Here is a 13,552-nt window from a genome sequence, read left to right on the forward strand (position 1 = left end):
AAATGCCGGCCTGAGCCTATGTTTCAGCGCTAAACCGATAGAGAGACAGGATAAGATGAGCAAGTTTAAGTTGTCGAAGGCTGAGCCGGCCCGCCGCATGACCGGAGGTCGCTTCATTGCCGAGACCATCAAGGCGAAGGGTATCTCGCACGTCTTCTTCATGGACGCCGTTCTGCGACGCGCGCTCACCGAGATGGAAGACCTTGGCATCAAGCGAATTCTCGGGCACTCCGAGAAGGGAATCGCATACATGGCGGACGGCTATGCGCGCGCATTGCGTCGCCCGGCCGTCTGCATGGCGCAGTCGGTCGGAGCAGCCAATCTTGCCGCGGCTCTCCAAGAGTCATGGTTTGCCTACGCGCCTGTCGTCGCGCTGACGGGTCGCCACGCGGCCAACTACCAGTACCGCAACGCCTATCAGGAGCTTCCACACGAGCCGCTTTACGCCTCCGTTACGAAGTTCAGAGGTCGCGTGGATGAGGTCGCACAGTTGCCTCATCTCTTGCGTCAAGCATTCAGAGAGGCAACCACGGGTGCTTCCCGCCCGGTCCATCTCGATATCACCGGCTATACAGGGGACATCGTTGGCGCCGCCGAATTCACAGCCAGCATCTTTCCTGAAGAGACTTTCGCGAAGGTGCCGGCTTTCCGTCCCTCTCCGGATGCTGAATCGATGAGCCGTGCTGCGGCCGCGATCGCAGCCTCGGAGCGCCCCGTGATCCTCGCGGGCGCCGGCTTGATGATGTCGGGCGGCGAAGGGGCCTTGAAGGCGTTTGTCGAGCAGCAGGGAATTCCCGTCGTGATGTCGCTTGATGCGAAACACGCTCTTCCGGAGTTTCATCCTCAGAATGGCGGCGTGGCTGGGACCTACTCGCGATCCTGTGCAAATAGGATTCTGCACGAGGCGGACCTTGTCATGTATGTCGGCAGCGATACGGGCGACATGATCACCAACCACTGGAAGCTGCCCCGACCCGAGGCCCAGATTGTACAGATCGACATCGATCCGGCGGAGCTTGGTCGCAACTTCCCAGAGGCAATTGGCGTCCACGCTGATCCGAAGGCGGCTCTTGAGCGCCTCGGCTCGGAACTACCGTCTCGTGCGCGGGCAGGGTGGCTGCAAAAGGTCGCAGATTACGTCGCCGAATGGCGGCTGAAAGCGGAGATCGCGCGGTCCTCTGAGGCGACGCCGATCAGGCCTGAACGTCTGTGCCGGGAGATCTCGGACTGGCTTCCGAAAAATGCGATGCTAGTGGCCGACACCGGCTACGCTTCGCACTGGAGCGGGACGCTCGTCTATCTCACTGATCCGGCTCAGGGCTACCTGCGTGCCGCGGGTTCCTTGGGCTGGGCCTTTCCTGCTTCACTCGGCGTTCAGTGTGCGATGCCAGATCGTCCGGTCGTCTGCCTAACCGGCGATGGAGGATTTATGTATCATCTTCCCGAGCTGGAGACGGCGAGGCGGTATGGCCTGAACGTGATCACGATCGTGAACAACAATCATTGCCTGGGACAGGGCCGGAGAAACATCGACATTGCCTACGAAGGAAGGAAGGGCAATAAAGAGGAGATCTTCGCTTATCGTGACACGGATTTCGCGCAGATCGCGCGCGATTTCGACTGCTTCGGAGTGCGGGTCGATAAGCCCGGTGACTTGCCGAAGGCATTCGATGTTGCGCGCCGGTCCGGTAAGCCTGCAGTGATCGATGTGGTGACGGACTTTGAGGCGCTCGCTCCCTTGCCGTGGAGCCCGCCCTCCGGAAGCTAGCAGGGTACTCCCCTCGCCCAGACATATCTTAAAAGGGGCCCACGCGGGCCACCGCTGTGATACACGGACTTGGCCATATTAGGAGCAGGCCGTCGCGGCAGTTGAGACGGGAACGAACAAAAAATGAGAAAAACAGGATCTCGAGACGCAGAGTCCTCTGTTTCCTCACCCACGCTTCCCATGCCCAGCGGACTTGATTGGCTCCCCGTTGGACGCGACAACTTACATGCGCGAGCATATCTGATGCTTCGCAAAGCTCTTATGGCTGGCCGGTTTCGGCCTGGCCAGCGGCTTCTTCTGAAACCCTTGGCCGAGGAGCTTGGCGTCAGTGTCACTCCTGTGAGAGAGGCACTTTTGCGGCTGGCTTCCGAGCGCGGCCTTGTTCCCCATCAATCCCGCACGATGATGGTTCCAGTCCTGAACGTGGCCCGCTTCAGGGAAATTCGTGACATTCGAATTGAGTTGGAAGGTCGTGCCACGGAAGCTGCTGCGAACAATATCTCACCGAGCGACATCGTTGTGCTCGAAAAGATGCAGGACCAACTGATGTTCGCAAGACGGCAGCGGGACGTGCAGGCCGTCCTCGCGATCAACGAAGAATTTCACTTCAGGATCTATCGATCGTCAGACTTGCCTGTGGTCTGCGGACTGATTGAAAACCTGTGGGTTCAGATCGGTCCGCTTCTTACGCTTAATGATTTCAGTGCATCCACAACGGCGAAGGATCATCCACACCGATCCATCCTTGCGAGCCTGGCGGCAAAAGATGGTGCGGGCGCCCGCCTTGCTCTCGCTAACGACATACTCTGGGCCAGCACATACCTCGAGAAGGCCGTTATCAGGCTGAACCAGCCAGCAGAAGACAAGAATAACAAGCGAAAGTCGCTTTCGACAGTCGACGCAAACTGACGGCTCCGTTCGAGCCACTCTCCGACACGATTGAACAGCGTGTGACGAACATCACAGCACCGAGCGGGTCGTATCGAGCGCGCTCGGGCGCGTCCGGAGCAAACGGTTGGTCGCCCGAAAAGTCATCCCATCGTCGGCATTACAAATTCGGCTCCGGCCCGAATACCGGTCGGCCACCTGGTCGTGATTGTCTTCAATTTGGTATAGAAGCGAATGCCTTCCGGACCATGCATGTGGTGGTCGCCGAACAGAGATGACTTCCAGCCACCGAATGAGTGGAATGCCATCGGCACCGGAATTGGTACATTGATGCCGACCATGCCAACTTGGATTTGATGCGCGAACTCCCTGGCCGCGTCGCCATCCCTGGTAAATATCGCTGTGCCGTTGCCAAATTCGTGTCGGTTGATCATTTCGGCTGCGTCATCGTAGGACTTCGCGCGAGCGACCGCTAGAACCGGGCCAAAGATCTCTTCCCGATAAATCTTCATGTCCGTTGTAACACCGTCGAACAGTGTGCCCCCGATGAAATAACCTTTTTCATAACCTTGACGCTTGAAGTCGCGCCCATCGACCACGAGCTCAGCCCCTTCCGCCACACCTGCATCGATATAGGCGCGCACTTTGTCCAGATGCTGCTTGGTCACTAAGGGCCCCATCTCGGCTTCAGGATCGGTGCCAGGACCGATATTCAGCGCGCGCACCTTGGGCGCCAGCTTTTGGATCAGGCGTTCGGCAGTGGTCTCGCCGATCGGCACAGCAACCGAAATCGCCATGCAGCGCTCGCCGGCTGAGCCGTAAGCCGCGCCCATGAGGGCATCCACGGCCTGATCCATGTCGGCATCCGGCATGACGATCATATGGTTTTTGGCGCCGCCGAGTGCCTGGCAACGCTTGCCATGCCCGGTAGCGCTTTCGTAGATGTAGCGTGCAATTGGGGTCGAGCCGACGAAGCTCACGGCCGCAACATCGGGGTGGGTGAGGAGCGCGTCAACTGCTTCCTTATCGCCCTGCACGACGTTGAAGACCCCTCGGGGCAGACCTGCTTCCTCCAGCCATTTCGCCAGAATAAGGGAAGCGGAGGGATCGCGCTCGGATGGCTTGAGAATGAAGGTGTTGCCGCAGGCGAGCGCAACGGGGAACATCCACATCGGGACCATCGCCGGAAAGTTGAATGGCGTGATACCGGCGACAACACCCAGCGGCTGCCGCAATGAATGGCTATCAACCCGCGTGCCGACGTTCTCCGTGATCTCCCCCTTCAAGAGCTGCGGTGCGCCGGTGGCGAACTCCACCACTTCCATTCCGCGCTGGACCTCACCCTTGGCATCCGAGAGCACCTTGCCGTGCTCGTCTGTGATGGCACTTGCAAGTTCGTCGAGCCTCTCTTCAAGAATGCGCAAAAAGCGGTTGAGAATGCGCGCTCGCCGCAATGGAGGCGTGTTGGCCCAACCAGGAAAGGCGCCCCGCGCTGCAGCAACCGCAGCTCTCACCTCGTCCGCTGAAGCAAGACCCAGCGTACCGGATTGTTGACCAGTTGCGGGATTGAACACCGGAGATGTCCTGCCGCTCCCGCTTTGCACCAGTTCACCATTGATAAAGTTCAAAATGGTTGCGGACACGCCGATGCTCCTCTGCAAAACGCTTGATCACACCTGTTATTAAGTGCATGAGTTTGCGCATCAACGGCTGAATTCGCGGCTCCGTTGTGCAGAAAGTGTCGTCCATGGATTGGGAGAGGGTACGGATCTTCCTGGAAGTCGCACGTGCTGGTCAATTGTTAAAAGCAGCAAAGCATCTGCGGCTGAACCATGCGACCGTTGCGCGTCAAGTCACGGCCTTGGAGAAGAGTCTCAACGTCAAGCTCCTTGAGCGCCATACTTCAGGCTGCGCATTGACGGCGGCAGGCGAATCCCTTGTGGCAGCAGCCGAACGCGCCGAAAGCGAATTTCTAAAGGTGGGCGGCAGCATCGCCGCTGCCGATGAAGCAATCACTGGTACTGTGCGTGTCGGTGCACCCGACGGTTTGGGTAATTATTTTCTGGCGGATCGACTGGGTGCACTCGCCGCCAAACATCGGGGGTTAGTTATCCAACTCGTGCCCCTTCCACGCACCTTTTCCTTGTCGCGGCGAGAGGCCGACATCGCGATTACTCTCGACAGGCCAAAGCAGGGACGATTAATCTTGTCGAAGCTGACCGATTACACGCTCAGCGTTTATGCGGCCGAAAGCTATCTGGTGCGCGAAGGCCGGATCGAGAAGCAGTCTGACTTGACAGGTCGGCTGTTCGTCACCCATGTTGAGGACTTCGCATACAGCCAGGCCCTCGATTACGCCTCGGCACTTGGGAGACTGATGTCGCGCCGATATGAGTGCGGCAGCGTAGTCGCCCAAATGGAAGCCGTGCGAAGCGGCCACGGTGTTGGCATTTTGCACGACTATGCCGCCTGTCGTTATCCAGAGCTGAAGCGTTTGCTTCCTGACGTGCGCTTCGTACGAAGCTACTGGCTCACTTCTCATCCTGATACTCACGAAACGCGTCGGGTGCAGGAAGTTCATCGGTTCATTGTCGCGTCGGTGAAGGCCGTTAGAACCGGCTTCGCGTCGGACTAGCCGGAGTGCATCAACCGAGGCGCTGGCCGTGGTCTTCGGCTGGCCAACATGCGTAGGTACATGGCGCAAGTTAGTCGCAGCTGGAAGAAACTGAAGATGCTCCCGAGGAACACGATATTTGTCCTCAACGCTCGGATTGGGCGGCTTGAGTGCGAAGCGCTGGAGGGACAAACTCCCCAAGTTGCCGGCGACAGATCCTGATTCTAGATGTGGCCGAGTCGCAGAAAGTTCGCCAGTAGCAGCTGGTGTTCTGGGGCAGTACGGACCGGGACAAAACTGCATGCCGCAGGTTGGATGCTCACGATGGGCGAGGGCCATGTCTCTCCCCTCTTCGGAGCGCGCGCTCACCATCCCAGACGCAGACGAACCCTACCGGTTGTTCTCATGACTGCGACGAGGCTACCGCGCAGTGGATACCCTCGAGAGCGAAGTGAGCGCTTCAGAGGATCACCATCAGGACAGTCGCCGAACTTCGGCAGGCAATCCGTCACATTCGTAAGCCGGACAAGCGGGCCGCTTTCGTTCACACAATAGGCCGTCTGTACGGGCCCGGCTCTGACCGAAGCGGGCAGGGCGCAGTGTGATGTCGGCCTCGTGAGCATTTTCGTACACCCCCACTCAAGTCGCTACAAACGACGATCTCGGCACTTCCCGGCGGCTTCCTGCGCGACCAAAAGTTATGCCGAGGTGCCGGGATAGCGATCCCCTTTACGCCGATCTTAAGGACATCTATCCGGCTGGATTTGAAACCTTTGTTGAGCCTGGCAAACTCGCAAAGTCGCTCTGCGGAGGCTTTCAGCCCGAGATACTTTCGAGCTGTTGCAACCGTTGGATGCAAACTATTCAAATATAATGCAGCCTTGATGTCGCATTCTTTCGGAACAAGGACTTCCAGCAATGCGTGGTCCTGCGTCGTATGACGGCTGATCTTGATCTTTCGATAGAGATCATCACCGTAACCGTGGGGGGCGGGCCGATCGCCTAGCACTGAGTCCCCGCGATCGCCATCTCGGGCAGCAAGAACGTCAGCGGGCGCTCGCCATCAGCCGCGGTCTGTTCGCTGCGGCGGACCAGTTTCAAGCAGGATTGGCGCGCGCGCCGGCAAGACTTAGCTCGGCTGCTAGCGATCGCAAAACAACATTTGGCTGCCGTGGATCAGCTAGCGTACCTCGACCTGCTCGATTGGGCCGACTTCAAGCCTCCTGAAAGACCTTTGAGGAGTAGGGCGATCTTTTGCGTGGCAGCCTATGTCAACTCGGCTGATGCAAATACAATATTGCTGCTGCCGGCATGACATCCGCACTCGTTCAAGATGATTTAGTCCAACGAAGTTTATGCCACCAAGAGAGGGAGAGAAATGTCCTGAGAAGGCACGCCCGGACCATGGCTGGCATGGCATGGTCGACAAAGCGGCGCCTACCAAAACGACGTAGCCTTAGCTTCCGGGTATTAGATCCGTAGGAGGCCGATATGAGCCATGACACGATGGTGTGGCGGAAACCCAAACGTGGACATCGCGAGATCGGGCTCGAGCGCGGCTAAATACCTGGCGTCAAAGCCCCGCCATCATCACGTATTTGATCTCGACATATTCTTCCATGCCGTGACGGGAGCCTTCGCGGCCCAGCCCGCTTTCCTTGATACCGCCGAACGGCGCGACCTCGGTCGTGATCAGACCGGTGTTGACGCCAACCATGCCGGATTCCAGGGCCTCTGCCACACGCCACACGCGACCGATGTCGCGGGAATAGAAATAGGAAGGCGAGGCCGAACGACGAGTCGTTGCACATGGCGATCACATCCGCCTCGTCCTTGAAGCGGAAGACCGGCGCAAGCGGGCCAAAGGTCTCTTCGTACGCGACGAGCGCATCGGACCTGACATTGGCGAGCACGGTCGGCTCGAAGAAGCTGCCGCCGAGCGCGTGACGCTTGCCGCCGGTGACGATCGTCGCGCCGCCCTCGACCGCGTTCGTGATATGCTTCTCGACCTTCTCGATCGCTTCCATGTTGATCAGCGGCCCCTGCACGACCCCAGCTTCGGTGCCGTCACCGATCTTCATCGCCGCCACCTTCTTCGCCAGTTTCTCGACGAATTCGTCGTAGATCTTATCTTGCGCATAGAGGCGGTTGGTGCAGACGCAGGTCTGACCCATATTGCGATATTTCGAGATGATCGCGCCCTCGACTGCCGCATCGACATCGGCGTCGTCGAACACCACGAAAGGTGCGTTGCCGCCGAGTTCGAGCCCGAGCTTCTTCACGCCGACGGCGGCCTGCTGATACAGGATCTTGCCCACCTCGGTCGATCCGGTGAAGCCGACGAAGCGCACCGCCGGATGCTCGCACAGCACCTTGCCGATCGCTGACGAGTTGCCGGTGAGGATGTTGAAGACGCCTTTCGGCACGCCGGCCTTTTCAGCCAGTGCCGCTAGCGCCAAGGCCGAGAGCGGCGTTTCATTTGCGGGCTTGAGCACCACGGTGCAACCCGCGGCGAGCGCGGGCGACACTTTGCGGGTGATCATGGAGCACGGGAAATTCCATGGCGTGATGGCGCCGCAGACGCCGATCGGCTGCTTGATCGCGAGCAGGCGCGCGTCGGGCCGCTGGGTCGGGATCGTCTCGCCATAGACGCGGCGAGCTTCCTCAGCGAAAAACTCGACATAGGCACCGCCGATATCGACCTCGCCGAGCGCCTCGGTGAGGGGCTTGCCCTGCTCGGAGGTGAGGATCAGCGCCAGGTCCTCTCGGCTGGCGGCGATCAGCTCAAACCATTTGCGCAAGATGTTGGAGCGCTGCTTGGCCGTCAGCTTGGCCCAAGCCGGAAACGCCCGTCTGGCGGCTTCGGCCGCCTGCGTCGTCTCAGCCGTGCTCATGACGGGGACTTTTGCCAGCTCGATGCCATTCACGGGATTTGTCACCGCTCGTGACGGCGTGCCGACCCATGCGCCATCGATGTAGCAGGCCTCCCGCAGAAGCGCCGGGTCCTTGAGACGCTCGCGAAGACTCGACGAGGCTGGCTCGGCTCTTGCGGCGGCGGTCGAGGTCATCGCGTTACTCCTTGGGCTGTCGGATCCGAGCGATCCGGTACTACTATCGATAGCGAAAAAGGGCCGCGCGAGATACCGCGCGGCCGAGTCAGGGAGGAAACGCCCCGAAGGGCACTGAAAGAAGCGCAGTGAGTGGATGAACTCGCTGGCAACCCCCACCTTGCACGAAACGTCGTCAAATCGTGCAAGGAGACATCGCATACTCGTTTGGTTGAGAGGATTGGCGGCGTTGGCTCGGATAACTTGCAGTTTTTGTGCGCAAATGGCGGTCAGCTTGCAGCAACTTCGATCTTGAAGCCGTCTTCACAAGAATATTCGAGTTCGCGGGCTGCTCATCGGCGGTACCCTGAACATGATCTGTGTATTCGCGCGTCCGTTTGATCGAGCTGGCTTCAGGTTTTGGAAGTCAATCCAATTAGTCAGCGCCTCGTCACGAGCGGCAGGGAAACATACGGCTCTCGATTCAGCAGGATCGCTGTGCGCGTTTTGGCAGGTGCGTAGCAAAACAAACTGACTTGAGGGCAAAATGCGCAAAGTCTCGATCGGATCGTTGGATACCTTCACCGCTTCGCAGCTGCCGTATCGAGCAGCTGGAGCTGCTGGGCGTTTCAGGGGTTATTTGTCACAGGCGCAATCTGCGCTGTTGCCATGCTCTACGCTAGCGGGGCGCAACGAGAGTTGAATGGGAGTAACTAGCGTCACGTCACAGCGCTGTCACAAACGTTCCTGGAGTCCGGACAAATTGCCCGCGAATTCGAGCGCGAGCCCAGTGAAGCGTTTGTAAAAGCGCATGCGGAGAACAATGAACGCCAGCTCCGCGGACTAAGTCCTGTCGAGGAGTTCGTGACTGATTTACACGAGCAGACCCGCGCGCGGCGAGGACAAAGATGGCGACCAGCTCGTGGACTGTGAGGCGGAACTTGAGACGGACGTCGGGCAAGCCAACCTTCCTCCCGAGGTAACCTCGTCAATCTTGATGCTCATCCGCGCCTACAAAGCGGAGTTCCTGGCGGACGCGACGGTCTTGGCAATGCGCTGACCAGATAGTAAGGCGAGCAGCCCCATGATGATGGTTGCCAGATGGACTTCCGCCGAATGTGATCAGCTTCGGCATCGTCGAGATGCGCAGCTTGGGGACATGGCTGAAGCGATCGAGAAGTTCAAGCTGCGAGCGAGTGAGGAGGCGCGGGCCGATCTCCTGCAATAACCGAACAGGATCGAGCGGCTGCCGATCAGCGCCGGGCCGACAGTTTTCGCCTTATAGCCGAATTCAAGGAGGCCGTTGGGCCGGTGATTGAAACGATCTTTTCCGCCGCCCCGCAGCTCGAAGCGTCCGCGCGAACTCTCACCTGTTCGGCAGATCAAAGCCAGAAGCTCTTCGTCGAGGTGGCCGCCGCTTTGGAAGAGGCCTCCGCGAATGTTCAACGTGTCGCGGTTCGCGACAGGCAAAATGACGGCGACGATTGCGGAAGTCGGCTCGCGGATTGGAAGGGCATCCAGCATGGCACACCAAGCCGTCCGAAACGCGGAACTCAGTGAACGGCGGATGGCTAGGCTCGCAGCCGCGGAGGAGCGGATTAGGAGTGTGGTCCAATTGATTGCCATAATCGCGCGGCAGACCAATCTGCTAGCGTTGAACGCGACAATTGAAGCAGCGCGCGCGGGTGATTTGGGCGAACTTCGCCATTGTAGCCCAGGAAGTCAAGTGCCTTGCCTCGCAAACCGCCCAAGCAACTGTCGAGATTGGCGATAAGATTGGCGCCTTCCAGGCAGCAACGAGCGAAGCCGGGAGAATAGTAGGTCAGCGTCATCATCTCTCGCAGCTGCGAGATCGCCATGGCTGCCGTCGCCTCAATTGAGAATCGGAAGGCGACCGGGCAGAGTGTCGCGCTCAACTTGCAGGAAGCTGCCGCGACTGTCCAGGTGGCCTCAAGCGCGGGCCGAACCTGGCAAGCGAAACGGGAGCAGCGTCGGTGCAGGTGCTCAAATCAGCTGAGCAATTGTCTGACGATAGCTCTCGGCTAACTCAGCTCGATCACGTCCTCAGCGGGATTTGAGCGGCCTAGCCGTGCGCACCAGGACAACATCATCTCGCCTCAGCAAGGTATGTTCCAAGCGGTCGCTGCTCTGGCGCTTTGAAGGTGTGAGGCATTCTGCGTATGCTGCCGCCCGTCCGTTCTCAATCATTGGGCTCTCCGCACAACACGATAAAGCCATCTTATCTGTGGGAATGGAAGCGAACCATTTAGCGGTGGGATCTTGCCCGCGCGGGCGCGGCCCAGTTTTGATCGGCGATGCCGGCCATGCCGTTGGCAGGTTCTTCCTTAGGTGATGCTCGCCAGTAAGGCGCAATGAAAGCGCGATTGCTTGCTGCCTCCGACAGCCAGGCTTTGCGGTGCCGCCCACGAGTTAGGCGATGACTTTAGTGTGAGTCACGGTGCGCAATCAAAAGTCGGGTCCCGCAGAAATCCTGCGCATTTCAACTCACAGCGACCGATTCAAGGCGCGACGGCGACATCTCTTGCTAGAAGCGGACGTCGCGATCGCATTGATCATCGACAGGCAGCCTAAGCTTTCGTCATGAATTTGTATCAGTCAATCGTTAGCTCAGCTCGGAGGCGAAGATCGTGCTTCAGGCGGTTAGAACCATAAGACGTGAGCATCGTGGGCCGTTCCCCTGATATCGCGTCAATCGGCGTTACGCATCCAAAAAGAAATTGCATCAACGACTATGTTTGCGAAGGAAAGATTGCGCTTTAGCAGAAAGAAAAACGAGTACATTTCATTGACTGAAGGAAGATCACACTTACATTTTCAACGTCAGAGCGAAGTCGTTATGCCGCAGTATAGTTCGGCGGCGCTGCTCGAAAAGAAACTTATCGATTGGACCAGGAAACGCCAACTCGACGATCGCTCAAGCGACCGGCGATGGAGGTTTTGTCGACTGGATCACCAGGATGAGGATAGAACGATGCATAATGCTAAAATCGGTGACGCGTTCATTCCGCGGGCAAACATTCTTAAGCGCGCCCCTCGGCTGGGTGCCGAGATTGCGAATGTCAGGCTTACGGCCGAAATGTCGCAGGACGTTCTCTGCGCCATCCGCCAGCTGGTGCGTGAGCATAAAGTGATCTTCTTCCGCTAGCAGCAGCACCTTGACCACGCCGAGCACGAGCGCCTGATAAAAATGTTCCGCAATGTGGGCTCGCGGGCCATCTATCCAGATGACAATTGGCCCGCGAACATCACCCACCATGTCGATCCAGGACTATCTGTTTTACGGTCCGCGGCGATCGCGCCCGGTCGCCGCGAGACGGTCTGGTCGAACATGCGAGCTGCATATCTCGACCTTCCGCTGCCGCTGCGTAAGCTCGTAGACGACCTATGGGCTGTTCATGGTGAGGAGGCCGCGGAAGCGGCGGGCTCAGGAGCTGCCGAGGCAAACACGAAGTCTCCTCATGAAGGGTTCGTTCAAACGAACCCTGAGGTCGACCATCCGGTGGTTAGGAGTCATCCCGAGACGGGTGAGCGCATTCTCGCTCTCCGCAACTTCGGAGGTCGTTTCGTCGGATTGCAGAAGAATACCAGCCGAAAGCTCTTTCATCTACTCCAGTCCTATATTTCGGCGCCGGAAAATGCCGTTCGGTGGAGCTGGAAGCTTGGAGATATAGCGATATGGGACAATCATGCGACCCAGCACTTTTGGGTCGATGACCGCCAGAAAGATGCAATACGTCATGACAATCTGCCTTGCGAACTGTCGCCGAGCGTGAATGGACATGGCCACGCGCAACGTAGTAACCCGCTAAAGCCTGAGGCGGCGAGGGCTGCCTGAATCTCGTTCTGGGAGAAGAGGAAAGCCGAGCCTACAGTACGAGCGAGCGATGCCTGGCGTTAAGATCGCTTGCTGCGGATCTGCAACAGATGGAGCCTATTTTGCGCGTCCAGGCCAAAGGCGCGCGTTGCTTTCGTGTTTCTCAATCGGTCATTACGGGCGGCGAGGGCCGCGCCGACGGCGACCATGACGAGTTAATACGTCAAGGGTGCTCGGAGAGCGCAGAAAGACTGCCATCTCGGGGCTAAAATCGCCAAGATACAGCTTGCTTTGGCGTGATAGTAGTTGTCGGGGACTGACCTAGCGTTAGGTCGGCTCACCGCTGTTGAAAGTGGCAAGCGCATGCACCGAATCGGAATGACTTGCCCGTGTCGGATATCGAATGCGATCGCAATGGCCGGGGGAGCGATTTTCGTGCCGATCACCGACCGCGGTCGTGAGCGCACCTGCAGAAGTCGACCAGGAACGATCAAAGTTCGCGGGTGCGTTGTTGTTGTTCTCAGTGACGGCATAAAGCTTCGTCATGTTGACAGGGGCCTGCCATGACGTTGCGCTACGTAGGTACTAAGCGAGAAGGGGTGGGCGTTGGGTCTGCCGCTTCGTTTGCCACTGCAAACGGCGGCTCTGTGACGCCGGACAATCCTTCATCGGAAATGACAGGATTGGTAAACAGGTCTGATCCAACGGATGTGTCGCGAGAGGACATAAGCGCAGATGGCCAAGCCGCTGCTCGATTAGCCCTCGTGAATACATCGCCTAAGTCAGACGGCGGCGTCTGACCCGTGAGTCCGAGCGCGTATGCTCGGTCGGAGAACGCTTGGATGCTTGAGCGTTGTTCTTCAGGTGGAGTTCCCGCGGAGAGATCGTTCAGCTTGCCTTCGCCGCGAGTATCAGCTGACTTCAACTTAGAGCCCCTGCGGACTTAGGATTTTAGCAGTCTTAAATTCTGCGCAAGAGGGATTTCGCTACGATAGGGTTTCTATTGGGGGGCTACGTGATCCTGCAACCACAGCACTTCTGCGTGCCGTCCTAGATGAAGTCTGCGAACATATTTCCAATCATGATGCGGGAGCGCGCGCTCACGTCGACTCGAAGATGTTGGAGGCCGCTGCTTATTTTCAACTAACGAGCAGGGTCGACCCGCGAGAGGAGCGATCTTCTTTAATCAAGGTAACATAAAACCGCTAGCCGCTGCTTAGAGCACGTTGTTTTTGACCGGAGTAGGCGGCGTCTCGAGTAGGCTCGCGAACGCGCCGCAAGCAAATTTGCTCGACACCGGCGGTGGAAGTCCTTCGCGGGAGATCTCGGTAGGTTTCGCGGTTGTTGCCCAAACACGGAAGACACTTGCAACACAAACCGCTCAAGCGCTCTTACGACAA

11 protein-coding genes and 1 pseudogene are annotated in these 13,552 nt (G+C 58.3%); 8 read left to right on the forward strand and 4 right to left on the reverse strand.

Annotated elements, in window-relative coordinates; genetic code table 11:
• The first annotated feature begins 55 nt into the window (after window positions 1–55).
• Both ABIA45_RS35615 and ABIA45_RS35620 read left to right on the forward strand, forming a co-directional pair.
• Complete coding sequence (locus ABIA45_RS35615; RefSeq protein WP_404655104.1) at window positions 56–1,768, forward strand: thiamine pyrophosphate-binding protein; 1,713 nt, start codon at window positions 56–58, stop codon at window positions 1,766–1,768.
• A gap of 180 nt (window positions 1,769–1,948) precedes the next feature.
• A complete protein-coding gene (locus ABIA45_RS35620; protein ID WP_404655814.1) occupies window positions 1,949–2,677 on the forward strand; it encodes a GntR family transcriptional regulator in 729 nt (242 codons plus the stop codon).
• Window positions 2,678–2,799: 122 nt separating this feature from the next.
• Here ABIA45_RS35620 and ABIA45_RS35625 read toward each other — a convergent pair whose 3' ends face one another.
• Complete coding sequence (locus tag ABIA45_RS35625; RefSeq protein ID WP_404655106.1) at window positions 2,800–4,299, reverse strand: CoA-acylating methylmalonate-semialdehyde dehydrogenase; 1,500 nt, start codon at window positions 4,297–4,299, stop codon at window positions 2,800–2,802.
• A gap of 104 nt (window positions 4,300–4,403) precedes the next feature.
• Here ABIA45_RS35625 and ABIA45_RS35630 point away from each other — a divergent pair, with 104 nt between their 5' ends.
• The 3 genes from ABIA45_RS35630 to ABIA45_RS35640 all read left to right on the forward strand — a co-directional run bounded on the left by ABIA45_RS35630 (window position 4,404) and on the right by ABIA45_RS35640 (window position 6,497).
• Entirely contained in the window at window positions 4,404–5,291 is an 888-nt protein-coding gene (locus ABIA45_RS35630) for a LysR family transcriptional regulator (protein ID WP_404655107.1), read from the forward strand.
• Window positions 5,292–6,192: 901 nt separating this feature from the next.
• Window positions 6,193–6,276 carry a hypothetical protein gene (locus ABIA45_RS35635; RefSeq protein WP_404655815.1) on the forward strand — a complete coding sequence of 28 codons (84 nt, stop codon included), beginning with the start codon at window positions 6,193–6,195 and terminating at the stop codon, window positions 6,274–6,276.
• A 2-nt stretch (window positions 6,277–6,278) separates the two neighbouring features.
• Window positions 6,279–6,497, forward strand: coding sequence for a hypothetical protein (locus tag ABIA45_RS35640; protein ID WP_404655817.1), 219 nt, complete (start codon window positions 6,279–6,281; stop codon window positions 6,495–6,497).
• Window positions 6,498–6,843: 346 nt separating this feature from the next.
• Here the strand turns inward: ABIA45_RS35640 and ABIA45_RS35645 are convergent.
• Together ABIA45_RS35645 and ABIA45_RS35650 are read right to left on the reverse strand one after the other, a co-directional pair.
• A pseudogene (locus ABIA45_RS35645) lies at window positions 6,844–8,338 on the reverse strand (NAD-dependent succinate-semialdehyde dehydrogenase).
• A 1,101-nt stretch (window positions 8,339–9,439) separates the two neighbouring features.
• Complete coding sequence (locus ABIA45_RS35650; protein WP_404655108.1) at window positions 9,440–9,841, reverse strand: hypothetical protein; 402 nt, start codon at window positions 9,839–9,841, stop codon at window positions 9,440–9,442.
• Between the two features lie 43 nt (window positions 9,842–9,884).
• Between ABIA45_RS35650 and ABIA45_RS35655 the strand changes: the two genes are divergently transcribed.
• The 3 genes from ABIA45_RS35655 to ABIA45_RS35665 all read left to right on the forward strand — a co-directional run bounded on the left by ABIA45_RS35655 (window position 9,885) and on the right by ABIA45_RS35665 (window position 12,173).
• The gene (locus ABIA45_RS35655) at window positions 9,885–10,091 is read left to right on the forward strand and encodes a methyl-accepting chemotaxis protein (RefSeq protein ID WP_404655818.1); all 207 of its coding nucleotides are present in this window, start codon (window positions 9,885–9,887) and stop codon (window positions 10,089–10,091) included.
• Window positions 10,092–11,069: 978 nt separating this feature from the next.
• Window positions 11,070–11,483 carry a hypothetical protein gene (locus ABIA45_RS35660; protein ID WP_404655110.1) on the forward strand — a complete coding sequence of 138 codons (414 nt, stop codon included), beginning with the start codon at window positions 11,070–11,072 and terminating at the stop codon, window positions 11,481–11,483.
• A 42-nt stretch (window positions 11,484–11,525) separates the two neighbouring features.
• The gene (locus tag ABIA45_RS35665) at window positions 11,526–12,173 is read left to right on the forward strand and encodes a TauD/TfdA dioxygenase family protein (RefSeq protein ID WP_404655112.1); all 648 of its coding nucleotides are present in this window, start codon (window positions 11,526–11,528) and stop codon (window positions 12,171–12,173) included.
• A gap of 306 nt (window positions 12,174–12,479) precedes the next feature.
• Here ABIA45_RS35665 and ABIA45_RS35670 read toward each other — a convergent pair whose 3' ends face one another.
• Window positions 12,480–12,698, reverse strand: a complete 219-nt coding sequence (locus ABIA45_RS35670) for a hypothetical protein (protein WP_404655113.1) — start codon at window positions 12,696–12,698, stop codon at window positions 12,480–12,482.
• Window positions 12,699–13,552: the final 854 nt, after the last annotated feature.

Origin of the sequence: Bradyrhizobium sp. USDA 336, assembly GCF_044908355.1 — a bacterium.
In the GTDB taxonomy this organism is placed as follows: domain Bacteria; phylum Pseudomonadota; class Alphaproteobacteria; order Rhizobiales; family Xanthobacteraceae; genus Bradyrhizobium; species Bradyrhizobium yuanmingense.

Excerpts from the sequence above, each read along its gene's own strand:
- ABIA45_RS35615 (WP_404655104.1), top strand. The coding sequence starts at position 56 with ATGAGCAAGTTTAAGTTGTCGAAGGCTGAGCCGGCCCGCCGCATGACC.
- ABIA45_RS35620 (WP_404655814.1), top strand. The coding sequence starts at position 1,949 with ATGCCCAGCGGACTTGATTGGCTCCCCGTTGGACGCGACAACTTACAT.
- ABIA45_RS35630 (WP_404655107.1), top strand. The coding sequence starts at position 4,404 with ATGGATTGGGAGAGGGTACGGATCTTCCTGGAAGTCGCACGTGCTGGT.
- ABIA45_RS35650 (WP_404655108.1), bottom strand. The coding sequence starts at position 9,841 with ATGCTGGATGCCCTTCCAATCCGCGAGCCGACTTCCGCAATCGTCGCC.
- ABIA45_RS35655 (WP_404655818.1), top strand. The coding sequence starts at position 9,885 with ATGGCTAGGCTCGCAGCCGCGGAGGAGCGGATTAGGAGTGTGGTCCAA.
- ABIA45_RS35660 (WP_404655110.1), top strand. The coding sequence starts at position 11,070 with ATGTTTGCGAAGGAAAGATTGCGCTTTAGCAGAAAGAAAAACGAGTAC.
- ABIA45_RS35665 (WP_404655112.1), top strand. The coding sequence starts at position 11,526 with ATGTTCCGCAATGTGGGCTCGCGGGCCATCTATCCAGATGACAATTGG.
- ABIA45_RS35670 (WP_404655113.1), bottom strand. The coding sequence starts at position 12,698 with ATGACGAAGCTTTATGCCGTCACTGAGAACAACAACAACGCACCCGCG.